Origin of the sequence: Rhodococcus sp. OK519 (genome assembly GCF_003051005.1) — a bacterium.
Taxonomy (GTDB): domain Bacteria; phylum Actinomycetota; class Actinomycetes; order Mycobacteriales; family Mycobacteriaceae; genus Prescottella.
The window spans coordinates 1,256,647-1,273,003 of record NZ_QAOW01000001.1 but is presented as its reverse complement, the minus strand read 5'-3'; the positions used below and the strand labels follow the sequence as shown (position 1 = coordinate 1,273,003).

Sequence of the window (16,357 nt, the reverse complement as noted above, 5' to 3'; positions counted from 1 at the left end):
TTCGGCTCGTGGGGTCGACTGGTCGGGCTAGTCGCGCAGCATCTCCGCGACCAGGAAGGCCAGCTCGAGCGACTGTTGCGTGTTCAGGCGTGGATCGCACGCCGTCTCGTAGCGACCGGACAGGTCGAGATCCGAGATGTCCTGCGCACCGCCGAGGCATTCGGTGACGTTCTCACCGGTCAGCTCGACGTGGATGCCGCCCGGATGGGTGCCGAGCCCGTTGTGGACCTCGAAGAAGCCCTGGACCTCGTCGACGATGCGGTCGAAGTGGCGGGTCTTGTAGCCGGTGGTGGCCTCGTGAGTGTTGCCGTGCATGGGGTCGCACTGCCAGATCACCTGGTGGCCGGTGGCCTGGACCTTCTCGATGATCGGGGGCAGCAGGTCGCGCACCTTGCCGTTGCCCATGCGCGAGATGAGCGTGAGGCGGCCCGGCTTGTTGGTCGGGTCGAGGCGCTCGACGTACTCGACGGCCTGTTCCGGCGTCGTCGACGGGCCGATCTTGAGGCCGATCGGGTTCGCCACGAGCTCGGCGAACGCGACGTGCGCGCCGTCGAGCTGACGGGTGCGATCGCCGATCCACAGGAAGTGCGCGGACAGGTCGTACAGCTTGGGGTGGTCGTCGGTGTTGTCGAGGCGCAGCATCGCGCGCTCGTAGTCGAGGACGAGGGCCTCGTGGCTGGCGAAGATCTGCGCGGACTGCAGGTTGGGGTCGTTGACCCGGCACGCGTTCATGAATCGCAGACCGCGGTCGATCTCCGCGGCGAGTGCCTCGTAGCGGGCACCGGCGGGCGATGACGAAACGAACTCTCGGTTCCAGTCGTGGACCTTGTGCAGGTCCGCCATGCCGGCGCCGGTCAGAGCGCGCACGAGGTTCATCGCTGCGCTGGCGTTTGCATACGCACGGACCAGGCGGGACGGATCGTGTGCGCGGACCGCGGCGTCGGCGACGAGCGAGTTGACCATGTCGCCGCGGTAAGACTGCAGGCCGAGGGCATCGATGTCGGACGAGCGCGGCTTCGCGTACTGACCGGCGATGCGCGCGACCTTGACCACCGGCATGCTCGCGCCGTAGGTGAGCACGACGGCCATCTGCAGCAGTGTGCGGATGTTGCCCTTGATATGCGGCTCGGTGTTGTCCGCGAAGGTCTCCGCGCAGTCACCGCCCTGCAGCAGGAAGGCCTCACCGCGGGCCACCTCGGCCAGCTTCGCCGACAGCGCCTCGACCTCGCTGGCCACCGTGATCGGTGGCACACTCTCGAGGACGGTGCGCATGGCGGCGGCCTGGTCGGCGGGCCACTGCGGCTGCTGCGCGGCCGGCTTGGCCAGCGCGGCATCGAGCTGCTCACGCATGCCCGCGGGCAGCGGCGGAAGTTCGGGCAAGCGGTCGATCGGCACGTCGACAGTCCAGTTCACCACTACAGGATATTCGCCTCACCCGAACCGAGTGAGGGAAGGCCCCCATTCACACGGAATCGTTGCCGCATCCGTGGCGCGTGATTCTGCTCACCGCACCGAGCGGAACGCCTCGATCGCCTCGAACTTCGCCAGGTTGTGCCGCGCATCGGTGAGCGCGTCGTGCGCGTCGTCGGGGACCGGCGGCAGCGGCGGGCTGCCGTGCTCCTCCCAGTGCTGACGCAGTTCGCGCGTGTACCGGGGCATGTTCGACGGCAGTTCGGTCATCGCGCCCCACAGCTGGCACAGCACGACATGGTCGTACGCCGCCACCCACGCCCACAGTTCGGGTTCGATGCCCGGCCTCGGCACCAGGAACTTCATGAGGTCGTCACGGATCTTGGTGCGACTCTTCCAGAGCGGGGACGACGGCGACGGCAGCTTCGGCAGCACGTTGCGGCGCACCCACTTGCCGGCGCGTTCGGGGTCGAACTCGGTGGACACGGCGTAGAACTCACGGCCGTCCTCGCACACCACACCGATCGAGACGAGCTCGATCGTGCGACCGTCCTCGATGAACTCGCAGTCGTAGAAGTAACGCACGGGTGGGGAGCCTATGCCCCCCGCGTCGGAGTCCTGGACACCGCCCTGAGTCCTCGACACCGCCCTACGCCCGGGGCACTCGACACTGCGGCCCCGGTTCGTAGAAAGATGCAGTGGTGCACAACCCCACGAGCGACCCCGCCGGCCCCTCCCCCGCGGACGACGCCGCACCGCCGAGGTCGACGTGGCATCCCGCGGCCGTCCTCGCAACCCGGGTCGCCATCGCCGCCGCGTTCACGGCCGGAGCGCTCTTTTACCTGGTCGGGTTCCCCGGGATACGGGACGTGGGCTTCCAGTACCGCATCGATCTCGATGTGTACCGGCTCGGCGGCGCGGTGTTCGCGGCCGGTGATCCCCTCTACGGCGAGATGCCTGCGACGTTCTTCGGCCAGCATCTGCCGTTCACGTACCCGCCGCTCGCCGCCGTCGTCTTCGCCCCGATGTCGTGGATCTCGCTCCAGGCCGCGGGCGCCGTACTCACGGTGCTGTCGTTGCTCGCGCTGGTCGCGACGCTGGTGCTCGCGCTCGCCTCGGTCGGGGTGCGCCCCCGCACGACTCTGATATGGACCGCCCTGGCCGGCGCCGCCGCTGCGCTCACCTTGGAGCCTGTCAGCTCGACGTTCGACTACGGCCAGGTCAACATCCTGCTGATGGTGTTCGTCGCGGCCGACTGCCTCCTGAAGAAGACGCCGTGGCCGCGCGGAATCCTGATCGGCCTCGTCGCCGCCGTGAAACTCACGCCGGCGGTGTTCATCCTGTACTTCCTGCTCCGGAAGGACTTCCGGTCGGCGGTCACCACGGGGGTGAGTTTCGTGGTGTTCGGCGCGATCGGCTTCCTCGTCGCCCGCGCCGACTCGTGGGAGTACTGGACCGACACTCTGTTCGACTCCAGCCGCATCGGCGGACCCGCCTATCCCGCGAACCAGAGCATCACCGGTGTCCTGGCCCGACTCGGCGTCGACCCGTCGATCCGCACCGTGTCGTGGCTCGCGTTGAGCGTGGTCGTGCTGGCGCTGGCCGCCGTCGCGATGCACCGCGCGTTCGCGGCGGACATTCCGGTTGTCGCGCTGTTCGTCAATGCCCTGTTCGGCCTGCTGGTGTCGCCGGTGTCCTGGTCACATCACTGGGTCTGGGTCGCGCCGCTGCTCGTGGTCCTCGCGGTCGCCGCCTACCGGCGCCGCAGCGTCGTGTTGGGCGCTGCCGTCGCGGTCAGTTGGGCACTCTTCGTGATCGCGCCGCACTGGGAACTCGGCGTCGGTCGTTGGGACGGAACGGGCTGGCCCCTGTGGGACCAGTTCCTGGCGTCGTCGTACGTGTGGTGGGCGCTCGCCGTACTCGTCGCGGTCGTGCTGTCCCTGGGCGGCGGGCGCCGGTCCGGCAGCCGGCTCACCGATGCCCCGTCCCAGTTGTCCCGGGTGAGCTGACGCGACCTCGCCGGCGGTGTCGCGCCACCAGCAGTAGACGTAGAGGGCCAGCGAGACGACAAGGGTCACGATCACCCACACGGTGACACTGATGTCGACCCAGGCCCCGATCGGCGGAGCACCGGGCAGGATTCCGCGCATCGGCACCACGGCGAAGACCATGGCGGCCATCCATCCGAGCATGTCGGTGTGCACGACGCGGCGTCGCCGCGCGGTCTGGATCGCGACGAATGCCGCGAGCACCGCGAGGACGACCATCATCGCCAACAGCAGCGCCGAGTACACGAGGATGCCGCCCGACCGGCTCACATCCACGCGAACGCCACCGTCCTCGCGATCCGTCGCGACGGCCTCGTCCCCGACGCTCCACCCCTCGGCTTCGCCGTCCACGAGCACTCGTGTGGGGTGGTACTCCACGTCGGCGCCGGAACCCGTGAAGGCCGACACCTCGAGCGGGTCGACGCGGAAACGGTCGAACGGCCACCGTCCTGCCTGGCCGTCGAGCAGGATCTGGGTATCGAATGTGGTGACCGACGTCCCCTGGGGAAGGACGAGTTTCGTCCGCGCGATGCTCGGCGATACGACCACGGTCATGTCCCGCGCGAGATCCTTGCCGACCGGATCGAGGAACCGCGCCCCCGGCGCCACCGTGACCTCGGCGTCGGCCCGAGACGTGCTCGTGCGCATCTCGGTCAGGGAAACGATCACGAGAACCTCGTCGTCACCGGGCGTCACCTCGGTCCACCCACTGTCGCTGGCGTCGCTCACGGCGAAGATCGCGAGCGAGGTTACGTAGAGGGCGGCGACGAGCGCCGCGACGGACGACCAGAACAACCGCGGCCGAGTATGGGCGAACGAGACGACGGACACGTCTCGGAACTTACCGTCAGCGCCGCCACGCACCGGGTTCCCGGGCCGCTGCATCGCTCACCGAATCATCCGGCACCGAAGACACTCCGGGGTCGCGTCTGCTCAGCACATCACGTGCGGCCTTCGGGTAGGCGAGAATCTCCCGCACCGAGTTCTTCACGAGCGTCGAACGTCGGCCACCGGCACGGCCCGCCCGAACCCCGTGGGCGTCGATCCCCGCAGCCCGGGCGAGCGCGACGGTGCGGGGAAGATGGAACGGCTGGGTCACCAACAGCGCGCGACGGACCCCGAACGTGCGCGCGGCGCGGATGCACGTGTCGTAGGTGTCGAGACCGTAGGGATCGGCAACGATCCGATCGCGCGGCACACCGGCCGCGACGAGATACCCGACCATCGCGGCGATCTCGTCGCCCGACCGCCCGTGGGCATCGCCCGACACCAGCACAACCGACGCCTTGCCGTCCCGAACCAGCCGAACCGTCGTGTCGAGGCGACCCTGCAGGAACTTCATGGGGCGCCCGTCACGAACGCGCGCGCCGAGGACCACGACGACGGGGGCGGCCGGTGATCGGGTGGGCCCGTGCATCCGCCCCGCCGCGGCCACCCTGATCCACAGGGTCGGCCCTACGACGCCCATAACACCGGCGGCGACCGTCCACCGTCCGATCCGACCGAACGGCACCTGTTCCCGCTATCCGGCGCGGGTGTCCGGCACGCGCGCGACGTCCGCGGCAGGCTGCCCGGCATCGGCGCCGGGTGCCGGATCCTTGAGGCTCGCGGCGTAGATGTCGACATACTCCTGCCCGGACAGGCGCATCAGCTTGTACATGACCTCGTCGGTGACGGCGCGTTCGACGAACCGGTTGCCGCCCATCCCGGCGTAGCGGGAGAAGTCGATGGGCTCACCGATCCGCACGGTCACCTTGGCCGGCTTCCACATGCGCGAGCCGATGGGGTTGACCTTCGCGGTGTCGATCATCGCGACAGGAATGACCTTGACGCCGGATTCGAGCGCGAGGCGCGCCAACCCGGTCTTGCCCTTGTACAGGCGACCGTCCGGCGAGCGGGTGCCCTCGGGGTAGATGCCGAGCAACTTGCCGCCACCGAGGACGCGAAGGCCGGCGTTGAGCGCGTCCTGGGCCGCGTCCGCACCGGTGCGGTCGATCGGCACCTGGCCGACGGCCGAGAAGAACCACCGCTGGAACGAACCCTTGAGCCCGGTCCCGGTGAAGTACTCGCTCTTCGCGAGGAACGTGATGCGGCGGGTGACGCGCAGCGGAAGGAAGAACGAGTCGAGCACTGCCTGGTGGTTACTGGCCAGAATTGCCGGGCCGTCGGTCGGAATGTGCTCGGCGCCTTCCAGTTTCGGACGCCCGAGGAGCCACAGCACGGGACCCAACAACACGTACTTGAATAGCCAGTACCACATGGCGTCCTTCCGTCCGAGCTCATTCCCCCAAGGCCTGCCAGGGCGGCCACCTACGCAATGACTGTACTCAGCAGTTTCGACGCCTGCCACACAGCGGCCACCGGGCCCGCAGGCGATTATCGCGGCCAGGAACGCCCCGGCAGCGCCTGTCGCGCGAGATCGGCGGCGCCGATCATTCCAGCTGCCTCACCCAGTTGAGTGTGCCGAATTCGCGCCAGCGGACGGTGCCCCGCACCCGTCACCAATCGGGCGTAGTGCTCACGCGCTTCGTCGAGGAACAGCGACGCGGAACTGCCCACCCCACCGCAGATCACGACGAGGTCCGGGTCGAACACGTCCGACACGGTCGCCAGGCCCACCCCGAGCCACCGCGCGAAGTCCGCGAAGGTCGCCAGCGCAACGGGGTCACCTTCCCGTGCGGCCGCAGCGATCCTGCGGCCGGTCAACCCGCCCGGGTCGACGGCGACGTCGCGGGCCAGGACCGTCGAACCGGACGGCTCAGCCGCGAGTAGTTCGAGCGCGGTGTCCACCAGCGCGGTGCCGCTGCAGTACCGCTCCCAGCAGCCGCGCTTGCCGCACGGGCACGCCCTGCCGTCGGGAACCACCTGGAGGTGCCCCAATTCGGGTGCCACGCCGAAGCTGCCCCGGTAGAGCCGGCCGTCGATCAGCAGCGCGGCGCCGATGCCTGTCCCGATCGCCACCACGACGACGTTTCTGCCTCCGCCCGCCGCACCGAACCGCCATTCCGCCCAGGCAGCCGCGTTCGCGTCGTGTTCGAGCACCACCTGCAGCGCCAGCCGGTCGCCGAGCAGTCGTGCGACCGGGGTGTCCATCCATGGCAGGTGCGGAGCGAATCGGACACTGGTGCGGTCGTAGTCGACGAACCCCGCCACGGCGAGCCCGACGGCGGCGATCGGATGCCGTGCAGTGAGCTCCCGGACGGTCCGGGCAATGCCCTGTTCGAGGGCGTCGACCGAGTGCGGCGTCGGCGCCTGCGCGGTGTCGATGACCTCGCCGCGCACGTCGACCACGGATGCCCGGATACTCGTTCCCCCGACGTCCACTCCGACCGTCAACTCTTCGGCGCTGTCCACATCGACGATTGTGCCCACACGGGCGCGGCGGTCGGCACGCAGGGAGTCCGGGTCAGTCCCTGATCGTGATGTCGATGGGGACGAAGGCGGTTGCCGGCATAGACGGACCCGACGGACCCGACGGACCCGACGCGGCGGCCTCGCCGGTGGCCGTGCCGGTGGCTGCCGACGCGTGATGCCCGTCGAGCACCTCGCGCAGCACCGACAGCAGCGCCGATCCGTGACCTGCGACCGCCGTGACGAGGTCGTGCTGCTCGCCGCGGATCAGCGCCGCGAGCGCGCACAGCGGGCACCACGAACAGGCCGTGCAGCCCGCCTGGTCCTCGGCCTCGTCTGCGCCGCGGGCCGACGCCTTCTGCAGGATCGGCTCGATCCGTTCGAGCACCGTCTCGGCCAGCGCCCGCAACTCCGCGACCAGTTCGGCGTGTTCACCGGTCATTGCGGCCACACCGCCGGATCGGGTACGAACCGCACGACCAGGTCGGCGCCGTCGAAGTCCGCATCGCGCACGGTGCAGCGGCGCAGCACCGATGCCAGCCTGATGCGACGACGTTGCCCGTCGGCCCCCACCACCAAGTCGTCCTCCACTCGTCCCAGCGTCAACGTCCGCGGGTTCACGAGCGGCAGGTGCATCCGCATCGCGTACACCGATTCGAGGCCCCCAGCGCCGGATTCGAGCCCCACCCGGATCGGCGCCGCGTCGGCGGTGAGCATCGCCGACGGGTCGGCGACCTCCGCGTAGAGCTTGCGCGCCACGCCGTCGAGAGCCTCCCACCCTATCGGCTCCAGCGCCGACTGGTGCGAGAGCAGGAGCGCGGCGTCCCCGGCCGCCTCCTTCAACTCGGCGAGGACCTCGTCCTGTGCGGCACGGCGAGTCTCGAACCAGTCGCCGCCCGTACCCGAATCCCGTTGCGGAAGAATATTGTTGACGATCATCGCATCGACGCGCAGCGCACCGAGCGCAAGGCCGGAGAGCACGCGCCGAGTCTCCGCGAGTGCCACGCGGTCGGCGGTCGTCACCACCCGGATCGCGGTGCGCGTGCGGTCCGTCAGCAGCGCGGTCACCGCGGTGGTCGCCTCCAGCACCCGATCGAGCAGTGCCACGACGATCGCGAGTCGGGTGTCGCCCGAGGCGATGGCCGCCACCCGCCGGTGCTGCGGCCACACCCGCTCGACGGATCCGGACACCGACTCCGCGAGCGCAAGCAGTCGCCGGGCGTCCGAGGTCGCCGGAAAGTCCACGACGACAGTGTCCCAACTCGATTCGTCGGCCAGACGCACCACCTCGCCGAGCCCGAGGAGATCCTCGACGCCCGGGAGACCGGTCAACTCCTCCGGCGCGAGATCGGTGAGATCGGCACCGTGGTCGTGGGTTCCGCCGAGGGCGAGCAGTGCGACCAACCCGCGATAGCGCTCCTCGAGCAGTGCCAGGGTGTCGATCTCGAGCGCGTCGAGTCCAGCGCCCACCCGCGTCAGTTCACCCGGCGCGAGGGGGTGATCGAGGACATCCGCCAACCCTCGACCCTGATCGAGCGAGACCAGCAGAACGCGCCCTCCCGTGGCCGCCGCGGCCACCGCGGTGGCCGCGGCCACCGTCGTCTTGCCCGCGCCACCCTTGCCCACGAAGAGACGGACGGCGGTCGGGCCGGAGTCGGCGGCGCTCAGCCCTCCACCCGCTTCTTGAGTTCCTTGAGGGCCGTGTCGGTGATGACCTTCTCGGCCTTGCGCTTGAACAGGCCGATCATCGGGATCGTGAGATCGACCGTCAGCTCGTACGTCACGCGAGTGCCGCCGTCGGCGTCGGGCTCGAGCGTGTACGAGCCGTGCTGCGACTTCTGGATCTCGCCGGAGACCAGGTCCCAGCTCACCGACATGCCGTCCGGGGCCCACTGGTAGCGCAGCACGTACGTGTCCTTGACCATGCCGGCGTCGAGGACGAAGCGCACCTCTTCGGCGCGACCGTCGGGTCCCGACGCGAGCACCTCGACCGATTTCGCGGCCTCCACCCAGGACGGGTACGCGTCGAAGTCCGCGATCGCACCCATCACCTCGGCGGCGGGTGCGTCGACGCTGATCGACCTCTTGGTCTTCTCGGCCATGCCTCGGACGCTTCCTTTCAGAACGACGCGGTGCGCGCGTACCGCCTGTTCATCTCACACGATCCCCGACTGCACACACAATTCGCTAGGCGGGAGGCTCCCCGGCCGCGCGCCCAGCCTCGAGTTGCTGCTTGATCTCGAAGGTCATCGCCTTGCCGGCAAGTCGGCGTGCGTGGTTCATTCCGGCCAGGTCGAGCGACGCGACGGCCCGTGGAGACACGCCGGTCGGCTCCGCGTGAAGGAAGTAGTGCATGACGGTCCCGTCCATCGCGGGCTCGAGCCACACCTCCATCGTTCCCGTGAGGGGCCCGGCCACGGTCCAGCGAACCCCCTTCTCGGCGCGGTCCTCGCGCACGTCGAGAACGAGGTCCGGCCACCACGCACGCCATCGCGCGGGCACGGAAATGCGGGCAGCCACCGTCTCCGGGGCTGCGGCGACGAATGTCTGGTCGGCGACCTGAATGCTGCTCACCCCCACAGCTTCACACACGGCCCGCCGGAGCGGTGATCTGGACTACACCTGGACGGACGCCCATGAGGACAGCCGCAGGTAGGTGGCAGTGCCGCACGTCACCCGGGCGCCGTCTATCGTGAGGATCAGCAAGCCCTACTCGCCAGTATCTGCAGTGTCGGAGGTCGTCGTGCCCGAGTTCAGCGTTCCTGCCACGTTCACGATTCCGGAGGACGCGTCCGCGGTCGACTCGGTCTACGAGTACGCAGCGACGAAGCCCGGACACATCGTCTTCCGACGACAGGTGAACGGATCGTGGGTCGACGTCACCGCCCGGGAATTCGCGGAACAGGTCACCGCCGTCGCGAAGGGTCTCGTCGCGCGCGGCGTCCGGCCCGGTGACCGCGTCGCCCTGATGTCGGCGACCCGGTACGAGTGGCAGCTGATCGACTACGCCATCTGGTCGGCCGGCGGCGTCACGGTGCCGATCTACGAGACCTCCTCCGCCGACCAGGTGAAATGGATCCTCGAGGATTCCGCCGCGATCGGCCTCATCGTCGAGACGGATCAGCACTCGAAGGCCGTCGCCGACGTCGCCGAGGCGGCACCCGATCTGCGCGCGGTTCTCCAGATCGATCCGTCCGGAGAGAATCCGGGCGCGGTCGAGATGCTCACCGCCGAGGGTTCGACCGTGTCCGACGACGAGATCCGGGGACGCACCGAGGCGCTGAAGTCGAGCGATCCGGCCACCCTCATCTACACGTCAGGCACGACCGGCCGCCCCAAGGGCTGTCAGTTGACCCACTCGAACCTCATCGCCGAGTCGAAGGGCATCATCGACTCGAGCCTCGGGAACCTGCTGACCACGCCCGGAGTGAGCACTCTGATGTTCCTGCCGCTCGCACACGTGCTCGCGCGGGCCGTGAGCATCGCAGCCTTCGACGCGGGCGCCTCGGTCGGCCACACCAGCGACATCCCGAACCTCGTTCCGACGTTCGCGGTGTTCAAGCCGGACTTCATCCTGTCGGTGCCGCGCGTGTTCGAGAAGGTCTACAACACGGCCCGTCAGAAGGCCCATTCCGACGGCAAGGGCAAGATCTTCGACGCCGCCGCAGCGACGGCGATCGAGTGGAGCGAGGCCAAGGACAACGGCGGACCGGGCCTGATCCTGAACATCAAGCACGCGGTGTTCGACAAGCTCGTCTACTCCAAGCTGCGGGCCGCGCTCGGCGGCAACTGCAAGCTCGCGATCTCCGGCGGCGCCCCCCTGGGCGCCCGCCTGGGACACTTCTTCCGCGGCATCGGCGTCACCATCTACGAGGGCTACGGTCTCACCGAGACCACGGCCGCGTTCGCCGTCAACACGATCGGCAACCAGAAGGTCGGAACCGTCGGAAAGCCGTTGTCGGGCAACTCTGTTCGCATCGCCGAGGACGGCGAGATCCTACTGTCGGGCCCAGTCGTGTTCGACGGCTACTGGCGCAATGAGACCGCCACGAAGGAAGCCCTCGAGGACGGCTGGTTCCACACCGGTGACCTCGGCACGGTCGACTCGGACGGCTACATCACGATCACGGGCCGCAAGAAGGAGATCATCGTCACGGCGGGCGGCAAGAACGTCGCCCCGGCGCAGCTCGAAGACCACCTGCGCGCGCATCCGCTGATCAGTCAGGCGATCGTCGTGGGTGAACAGAAGCCTTTCATCGGCGCGCTCATCACGATCGATGCCGAGGCCCTGCCTGCCTGGAACGAACGCAACGGCAAGGCCTCCGGCACAACCGTTTCGGAACTGCTCGCGGACGCCGATCTCGCCGCCGAGATCGACGCGGCCATTGCCGACGCCAACAAGCTCGTCTCGCACGCCGAGGCGATCAAGAAGTACCGGATCCTGCCCGTCGATTTCTCCGAGGAGACCGGCGAGCTCACTCCGACGATGAAGCTCAAGCGCAACGTCGTCCACGAGAGCTTCGCCTCGGACATCGAGCAGATCTACAGCAAGTAGTCCACGCCCGAATGCACGGCGCCCGCGGATCCTTCCGGACCGCGGGCGCCGTGCATTCGGGAAGAACTCAGGACAACAGGTGGCGCAGCTTGCCGCCGAGCACGTCCCAGCGCCAGTGCGTCTGGACGAACTCGCGCCCGGCCGCACCCATCGCTGCGGCACGGTCGCGGTCCTCGAGGACCGAGATCAACGCGGCAGCGATGTCGTCGACCGACGTGCCGTCGACGACGTGGCCGGTCTCGTTCTCGGACACCGTCTCCGGTGCGCCCCCGGACCGTCCGGCGATCACCGGCACACCGCTCGCGGATGCCTCCAGGTAGACGATGCCGAGACCCTCGACATCCAACCCGGCGCCGCGGGTGCGGCACGGCATCGCGAACACGTCGGCGATCGTGTGGTGTGCCGCCAGTTCCGACGCGGGCACACCGCCGGTGAACACGACGTGCTCGGCGACACCGCACTCGTGGGCGAGCGCACGCAACCGCTCGGCGTAGGGGCCACCCCCCACGATCACCAGCACAGCTCCGTCGATGCGGCGCCGTACGGCCGGCAGCGCCCGGATCAGTTGATCCTGCCCCTTGCGCGGCACGAGACGGGACAGGCACAGGATCGTGGGCCGCTCCCCCAGCCCGTACCGGGCGCGCAGTTCCGCGCGTGCCGCCGGGTCCGGCCGGAACACCTCGGTGTCCACGCCGGGCGGCAGGTGCTCGAGGGCCGCGTGCGGTCCGAACGCCGACGCGAATCGCCCGCGTGTGTACTTGCTGACGAAGGTCACGGTGTCGGTGGCGTCACCGATCCGCCGCAGCGCCTGACGGGCGCCGGGCAGCATCGACCAGCCCACCTCGTGTCCGTGTGTGGACGCGATCACCCGATCCGCACCCGCCCGGCGCACGATCGGCGCCAGCAGCGCCAACGGCGCGGCCGCACCGAACCACACATTCGAGCACTCGTACTTCTTCACCAACTTCGCTGCGCGGCGCGCGACGAAGGGGGTCGGCACCATCAGCGTCGTCGGATGACGCACCACCCGATAGGGCTGCTCGGCGTCGAAACGCACGTGACTGTCCCCGCGCCAGCGGGGCGCGTAGACCACGAGTTCGTCGGCGGGCAACTGGGCGGCAAAGGCGTGCAGGTACGACTGGATTCCCCCCGGTCGGGGTGGAAAGTCATTCGTCACCAACAGGGTTCGACGCATGCCTCCACCGTAGGTCCCGCAGCAAGGACGCCGGCCACCAGGGTCAGGACAACTGCTCCTTCACCCACACACCCCAGTCGTGCACCAGGTCGGCGGTGCCGACCCCCAGCACGCCCTGTATCCGGCGATCGAGTTCCGCCTCGGGAACCGGCCCCCGGGCAAGGTCCCGGTACAGCGCGCCGAGCCGGTCTTCTCCGTACTCCGCCGCCACGAAAGTGGCTATCGACCAGGCGGATTCGTAGGCGCGACGGGCCGTGTCGCCGCCCGCGCGGAAGTCTCGGTCGACCGGGAGGGCCGTGGGCGCGCCGACTCTGGCCACCTCGGCCGCCAGAGTCGGCGCGAGTTGACCGAACTCGGCCTCGATCCCCCGGTATCCGGCGTAGTCGGCGTAGCCCTCGAGCATCCACATCGGCGACCCATCCTCGGTCGCCGGGCGCGCCGCGACGTGCGTGAGTTCGTGCCGCAGCACCGAGACCCGGGTCAGGTCCGTCAGACGTCCCACAGACTCCGGGCTGAACACGATCCGCTGACCCGACGCAGTCCGCGAACGGCGGTCGACCGCGTCGGATACCGCGACAGCGGCGATGTCGACTCCGCTGTGGTCCGAGCCGACGAGGGAGGAGAACTCTTCCTGAGAACCCGCGACCATCACGACAGCCCGGCGAGACCAGTCCTGCCCCCAGACGTCGGTGACGTGCGAGACGGCGTCCGCGAGTTCGCCGGCGAGCAGATCGATCATCTGCGCCTGCGACGCGGGTCCGAGCACGAACGACGGCCGACCCTCCTCGCCGTCCACCCGCCGAGTCATCACCGGGCCGAAATCCCAAGGACCGCGCCATGTCTCACGATCGGATCCCGTAACACCGGAGTCGCCGACAAGCTTCCACTCGTCACCGCGGCGCGCGAGGAGCAGTGCAACCGGCTTCCGAGTCGACTGGGCGTCGGCCCCGGCGATCGAGTAGCGCAGATACACCGTCGGCGCCCACAGGTCGGAGGCACCGAGTTCGTCCGCCGTCGATGTCGGCACCGGAGTCTCCGGTTCGGACCCGATGTCGTAGGCGAACTCACCGAACGGGACACCCGCCGCGTTGTTCGCCCGACGGATCTCGGCATCGAGGAAGCCGCGCTCCGCCTGAGCATCGAACAACGCCGGCAGCGCGTCGGTGTCGCCGGTACGTACCGCGGTCGCCCACGAATCGAGCAGGGCCTGCGCACCGGCGCGCCGCGCATCCTCGTACGGATTGGCGACCGGCGCGGCCCCGACCGGGGCATCGGGCTCGTTGTCGGCATGATCGAACGCGGTCAACGTCAACACCAGCGCGACCGCCACCCCCAGGCCCGCCAGGCCCGCCCACTCCCACCGACGTACACGCCTCTTCGGCGCGACGGGGGGCGTGTGATCTTCAGCGGACACGTCCGAGAGTGTATGAGCCTCGAACGACGGCGGGCCCGATACCCCTGGGTACCGGGCCCGCCGACAGTCGGTGTATCGGACCGCTCGTTCTGTGATTCAGTATCGGCGAGCGCCGTAGAACGGCATCCCTGCCATCGAGTCCACCTTCACGGGCGTGCCGAACGTCGAGGCGTGCAGCACGTTTCCGTCGCCGGCGTACAGCCCGACGTGGGACGCGTCGTCGTAGAAGAGCACCACGTCGCCCGGCTGCAACTGGCTCTTGTCCACCGGGGTTCCGCCGCTCGCCTGCGCCTGGCTCGAGCGCGGCAGCACCTTGCCGATCTGCTTGTAGGCCCACACCACCAGCCCGGAGCAGTCGTAGGAATCGGGCCCGGTCGCGCCCCAACTGTAGGGCTTGCCGAGCTGCGTCATTCCCGCCTGCAGGGCCGACGATCCGGACCCCGGCGCCAGATTCGCGAGGATCCGCCCCGCGTCGAAACCGGGCGGGAAGGACGTGCCGGCGAGCTGGGCTCGCTCGGCACCGGTGAGACGATCGAAGGCCTGGGTCACCGACTCGATCTGCTTCTGCAGTTCGCTCTGCTTGTTCTGCAAGTCGTCGCTGACCAGCTTGGCCTGGTCGGTGGCGGTTCGCGCCTCATCGGCCGACACGCGGGACGCCTCGGCTGCGGCGGCCGCGTCGGTCGACGCCTGCTTGAATCCCGCGAGGGCCTTGGTCGTCTCGTTCGAGATCGCGTCCAGGGCGGCCATCTGGTCGAGCAACTGCTGCGGCGAGTCGCTCACCATCAGGGCGTAGAGCCGATTGGTCCGCGCGCCCTGGTAACTCGCAGCGGCCAGCTTGCTCACCGTCGGCCGGAACTGATCGATCCGCGACTCCGCGGCCGCGAGTGCGTCACGGTCACCGGCGAGACGCGCGTCGGCGTCCCGCTGAACGGACTGCTTGCCCTCGAGATCGATCTGGGCGTTGTGGAGCGCCTCCGTGGTCTGCTCGGACTCGCGCGAGAGCGACGCGAGGCGGTCGAGCGCCTCGGTCGGATTACTCAGCACGGGGTCGGCGCCCGCGGGCCCGGCGGGCAGCCCGACGAGGGCCAGGGAGAGCACCCCCGTTGCGAGGGCAGCGCACATAGAGCGCTTCATGTTCAGCGATGGCTTGTCACCGGGCACGGCTACGCGACACTCCGTTTCTGGGATTCAGCGTCCACCGCGCTGCGATGGCTCCGTAATGTCTCGAATAGGTTACGGAAAGGTATATGTCCGTGTCTACCCGCAAGTAGGACAATTCGGCTCGCAGTCACAAATGCCACAGAACTGCCGACGCGGACATCTCCGGATATGGGTCGGGGCGGACCCGATCGAAATCGGACCCGCCCCGAGAACCTGAAACCAGTCGCCTGCGATCAGGCGTAGCGACGAGCGCCGTCGAACGGCATCGACGACATCGGCGCGACCTTGACCGGCTGACCCGAGGTCGACGCGTGGATGACGTTGCCGTTGCCGGCGTAGATGCCCGAGTGGCTTCCGCCGTAGAACGAGATGACGTCGCCCAACTGCAGGGAGTCACGCGCGACAGCGAAACCGGCGGCGGCCTGGTCGTAGCTGGTGCGCGGGAGGTTGAGACCGGCCTGCTTGTACGCCCACTGGACGAGACCGGAGCAGTCGAATGCGTCCGGACCGGCCGCACCGTAGACGTAAGGGGTTCCGAGCTTGCTCTCGGCGGCCTGGACCGCCTTCTGGCCTGCGCTGAGAATCGGCGCGACCGATGCGGGAGCAGCGGGCGCGAGATCGAGGCTGCCGGTAGGCAGCACGGGCGCGACCGCCGGAGCGATCTGTGCGATAGCAGCGTCGACCTGCGCCTGATTCAGACCGGGGACGTCGACCGTACCGATGCCGGGGACGTTGATCGGATCGGCTACGGCCGGTGCCGCGGAGACCGCGACGGCTCCGATAGCAAGTGCGCCGGCGACGGCTGCACGTTGCGCGGAACGCTTGAGATTGGATGACGCCACGAGAAAGGTAACTCCGTTTCTTCCGTTCGTCCGCCGACCGAGTTAGCTGACGGGTTCGGGCTGGGAAGATCAGCCCTACCTGTCGACACCGCGTAGCGATTTCGACGGGATTCACCCCAAAGGAAACTTGGGTTCCCGGCACGTCCCCTCCGAGGAGGTTTCGATTAGGCGGGCCCAGCGATGCCGTTCCGGGTGGGACGGCAAGACTCCGCTAGGTCTCGAGAAGATTACGAAAGCGCATCCACCGTGTCGACTCGGACGCGCCGATTCGGCCCACTTAGCCCGATTTGCCGTAGTCGTCCGACCCCTTCGGGCACGAACATCACGGACGGATAACAACCGGTACGGTCGTCGAAGAACGGACCGATCGCCCCGCGCCGG

15 protein-coding genes, 1 pseudogene and 1 riboswitch are annotated in these 16,357 nt (G+C 68.8%); of the genes and pseudogenes, 2 read left to right on the top strand and 14 right to left on the bottom strand.

The genetic code is table 11. The annotated features are described in order from the left end of the window. Nucleotides 1–27: 27 nt before the first annotated feature. On the bottom strand, nucleotides 28–1,413 hold the full coding sequence (locus C8K36_RS06015) for a class II 3-deoxy-7-phosphoheptulonate synthase (RefSeq protein ID WP_107983802.1): 1,386 nt from the start codon (nucleotides 1,411–1,413) through the stop codon (nucleotides 28–30). 90 nt (nucleotides 1,414–1,503) lie between these two features. Then, nucleotides 1,504–1,995 carry a polyadenylate-specific 3'-exoribonuclease AS gene (locus tag C8K36_RS06010; RefSeq protein ID WP_107983429.1) on the bottom strand — a complete coding sequence of 164 codons (492 nt, stop codon included), beginning with the start codon at nucleotides 1,993–1,995 and terminating at the stop codon, nucleotides 1,504–1,506. A 113-nt stretch (nucleotides 1,996–2,108) separates the two neighbouring features. On the opposite strand from C8K36_RS06010, the gene C8K36_RS06005 reads away from it, so the two are divergent. After that, complete coding sequence (locus C8K36_RS06005; protein WP_107983428.1) at nucleotides 2,109–3,419, top strand: glycosyltransferase 87 family protein; 1,311 nt, start codon at nucleotides 2,109–2,111, stop codon at nucleotides 3,417–3,419. A gap of 33 nt (nucleotides 3,420–3,452) precedes the next feature. Here the strand turns inward: C8K36_RS06005 and C8K36_RS06000 are convergent. The 8 genes and pseudogenes from C8K36_RS06000 to C8K36_RS05965 all read right to left on the bottom strand — a co-directional run. After that, nucleotides 3,453–4,343: pseudogene (locus C8K36_RS06000) on the bottom strand (DUF4436 family protein); the annotation flags it as partial. Continuing rightward, entirely contained in the window at nucleotides 4,306–4,926 is a 621-nt protein-coding gene (locus tag C8K36_RS05995) for an ElyC/SanA/YdcF family protein (RefSeq protein WP_107983427.1), read from the bottom strand. The pseudogene C8K36_RS06000 and the gene C8K36_RS05995, both read right to left, overlap by 38 nt. 54 nt (nucleotides 4,927–4,980) lie before the next feature. Then, nucleotides 4,981–5,718 carry a lysophospholipid acyltransferase family protein gene (locus tag C8K36_RS05990; RefSeq protein ID WP_107983426.1) on the bottom strand — a complete coding sequence of 246 codons (738 nt, stop codon included), beginning with the start codon at nucleotides 5,716–5,718 and terminating at the stop codon, nucleotides 4,981–4,983. Between the two features lie 116 nt (nucleotides 5,719–5,834). Continuing rightward, entirely contained in the window at nucleotides 5,835–6,830 is a 996-nt protein-coding gene (locus C8K36_RS05985; RefSeq protein ID WP_107983425.1) for an ROK family protein, read from the bottom strand. Between the two features lie 34 nt (nucleotides 6,831–6,864). Continuing rightward, on the bottom strand, nucleotides 6,865–7,251 hold the full coding sequence (locus C8K36_RS05980; protein ID WP_107983424.1) for a hypothetical protein: 387 nt from the start codon (nucleotides 7,249–7,251) through the stop codon (nucleotides 6,865–6,867). Next, the gene (locus C8K36_RS05975; protein WP_107983423.1) at nucleotides 7,248–8,435 is read right to left on the bottom strand and encodes an ArsA family ATPase; all 1,188 of its coding nucleotides are present in this window, start codon (nucleotides 8,433–8,435) and stop codon (nucleotides 7,248–7,250) included. Before C8K36_RS05975 ends, C8K36_RS05980 begins: the two co-directional genes overlap by 4 nt. A gap of 38 nt (nucleotides 8,436–8,473) precedes the next feature. Then, nucleotides 8,474–8,911 (bottom strand): SRPBCC family protein, encoded by a 438-nt coding sequence (locus C8K36_RS05970; RefSeq protein ID WP_107983422.1) that lies wholly within the window; start codon nucleotides 8,909–8,911, stop codon nucleotides 8,474–8,476. An 85-nt stretch (nucleotides 8,912–8,996) separates the two neighbouring features. After that, on the bottom strand, nucleotides 8,997–9,383 hold the full coding sequence (locus C8K36_RS05965) for a polyketide cyclase / dehydrase and lipid transport (RefSeq protein WP_107983421.1): 387 nt from the start codon (nucleotides 9,381–9,383) through the stop codon (nucleotides 8,997–8,999). A gap of 169 nt (nucleotides 9,384–9,552) precedes the next feature. Between C8K36_RS05965 and C8K36_RS05960 the strand changes: the two genes are divergently transcribed. After that, the gene (locus C8K36_RS05960) at nucleotides 9,553–11,364 is read left to right on the top strand and encodes an AMP-dependent synthetase/ligase (RefSeq protein ID WP_107983801.1); all 1,812 of its coding nucleotides are present in this window, start codon (nucleotides 9,553–9,555) and stop codon (nucleotides 11,362–11,364) included. A gap of 67 nt (nucleotides 11,365–11,431) precedes the next feature. On the opposite strand, the gene C8K36_RS05955 is transcribed toward C8K36_RS05960, so the two are convergent. The 4 genes from C8K36_RS05955 to C8K36_RS05940 form a co-directional block, all read right to left on the bottom strand. Further along, on the bottom strand, nucleotides 11,432–12,559 hold the full coding sequence (locus C8K36_RS05955; protein ID WP_107983420.1) for a glycosyltransferase family 4 protein: 1,128 nt from the start codon (nucleotides 12,557–12,559) through the stop codon (nucleotides 11,432–11,434). A 43-nt stretch (nucleotides 12,560–12,602) separates the two neighbouring features. Further along, a complete protein-coding gene (locus tag C8K36_RS05950) occupies nucleotides 12,603–13,889 on the bottom strand; it encodes a hypothetical protein (RefSeq protein ID WP_107983419.1) in 1,287 nt (428 codons plus the stop codon). 180 nt (nucleotides 13,890–14,069) lie between these two features. After that, nucleotides 14,070–15,095 (bottom strand): NlpC/P60 family protein, encoded by a 1,026-nt coding sequence (locus C8K36_RS05945; protein WP_258195112.1) that lies wholly within the window; start codon nucleotides 15,093–15,095, stop codon nucleotides 14,070–14,072. Nucleotides 15,096–15,367: 272 nt separating this feature from the next. Then, a complete protein-coding gene (locus tag C8K36_RS05940; RefSeq protein WP_107983417.1) occupies nucleotides 15,368–15,976 on the bottom strand; it encodes a C40 family peptidase in 609 nt (202 codons plus the stop codon). A gap of 15 nt (nucleotides 15,977–15,991) precedes the next feature. Continuing rightward, nucleotides 15,992–16,157, bottom strand: a riboswitch (cyclic di-AMP (ydaO/yuaA leader). Nucleotides 16,158–16,357 lie beyond the last annotated feature (200 nt).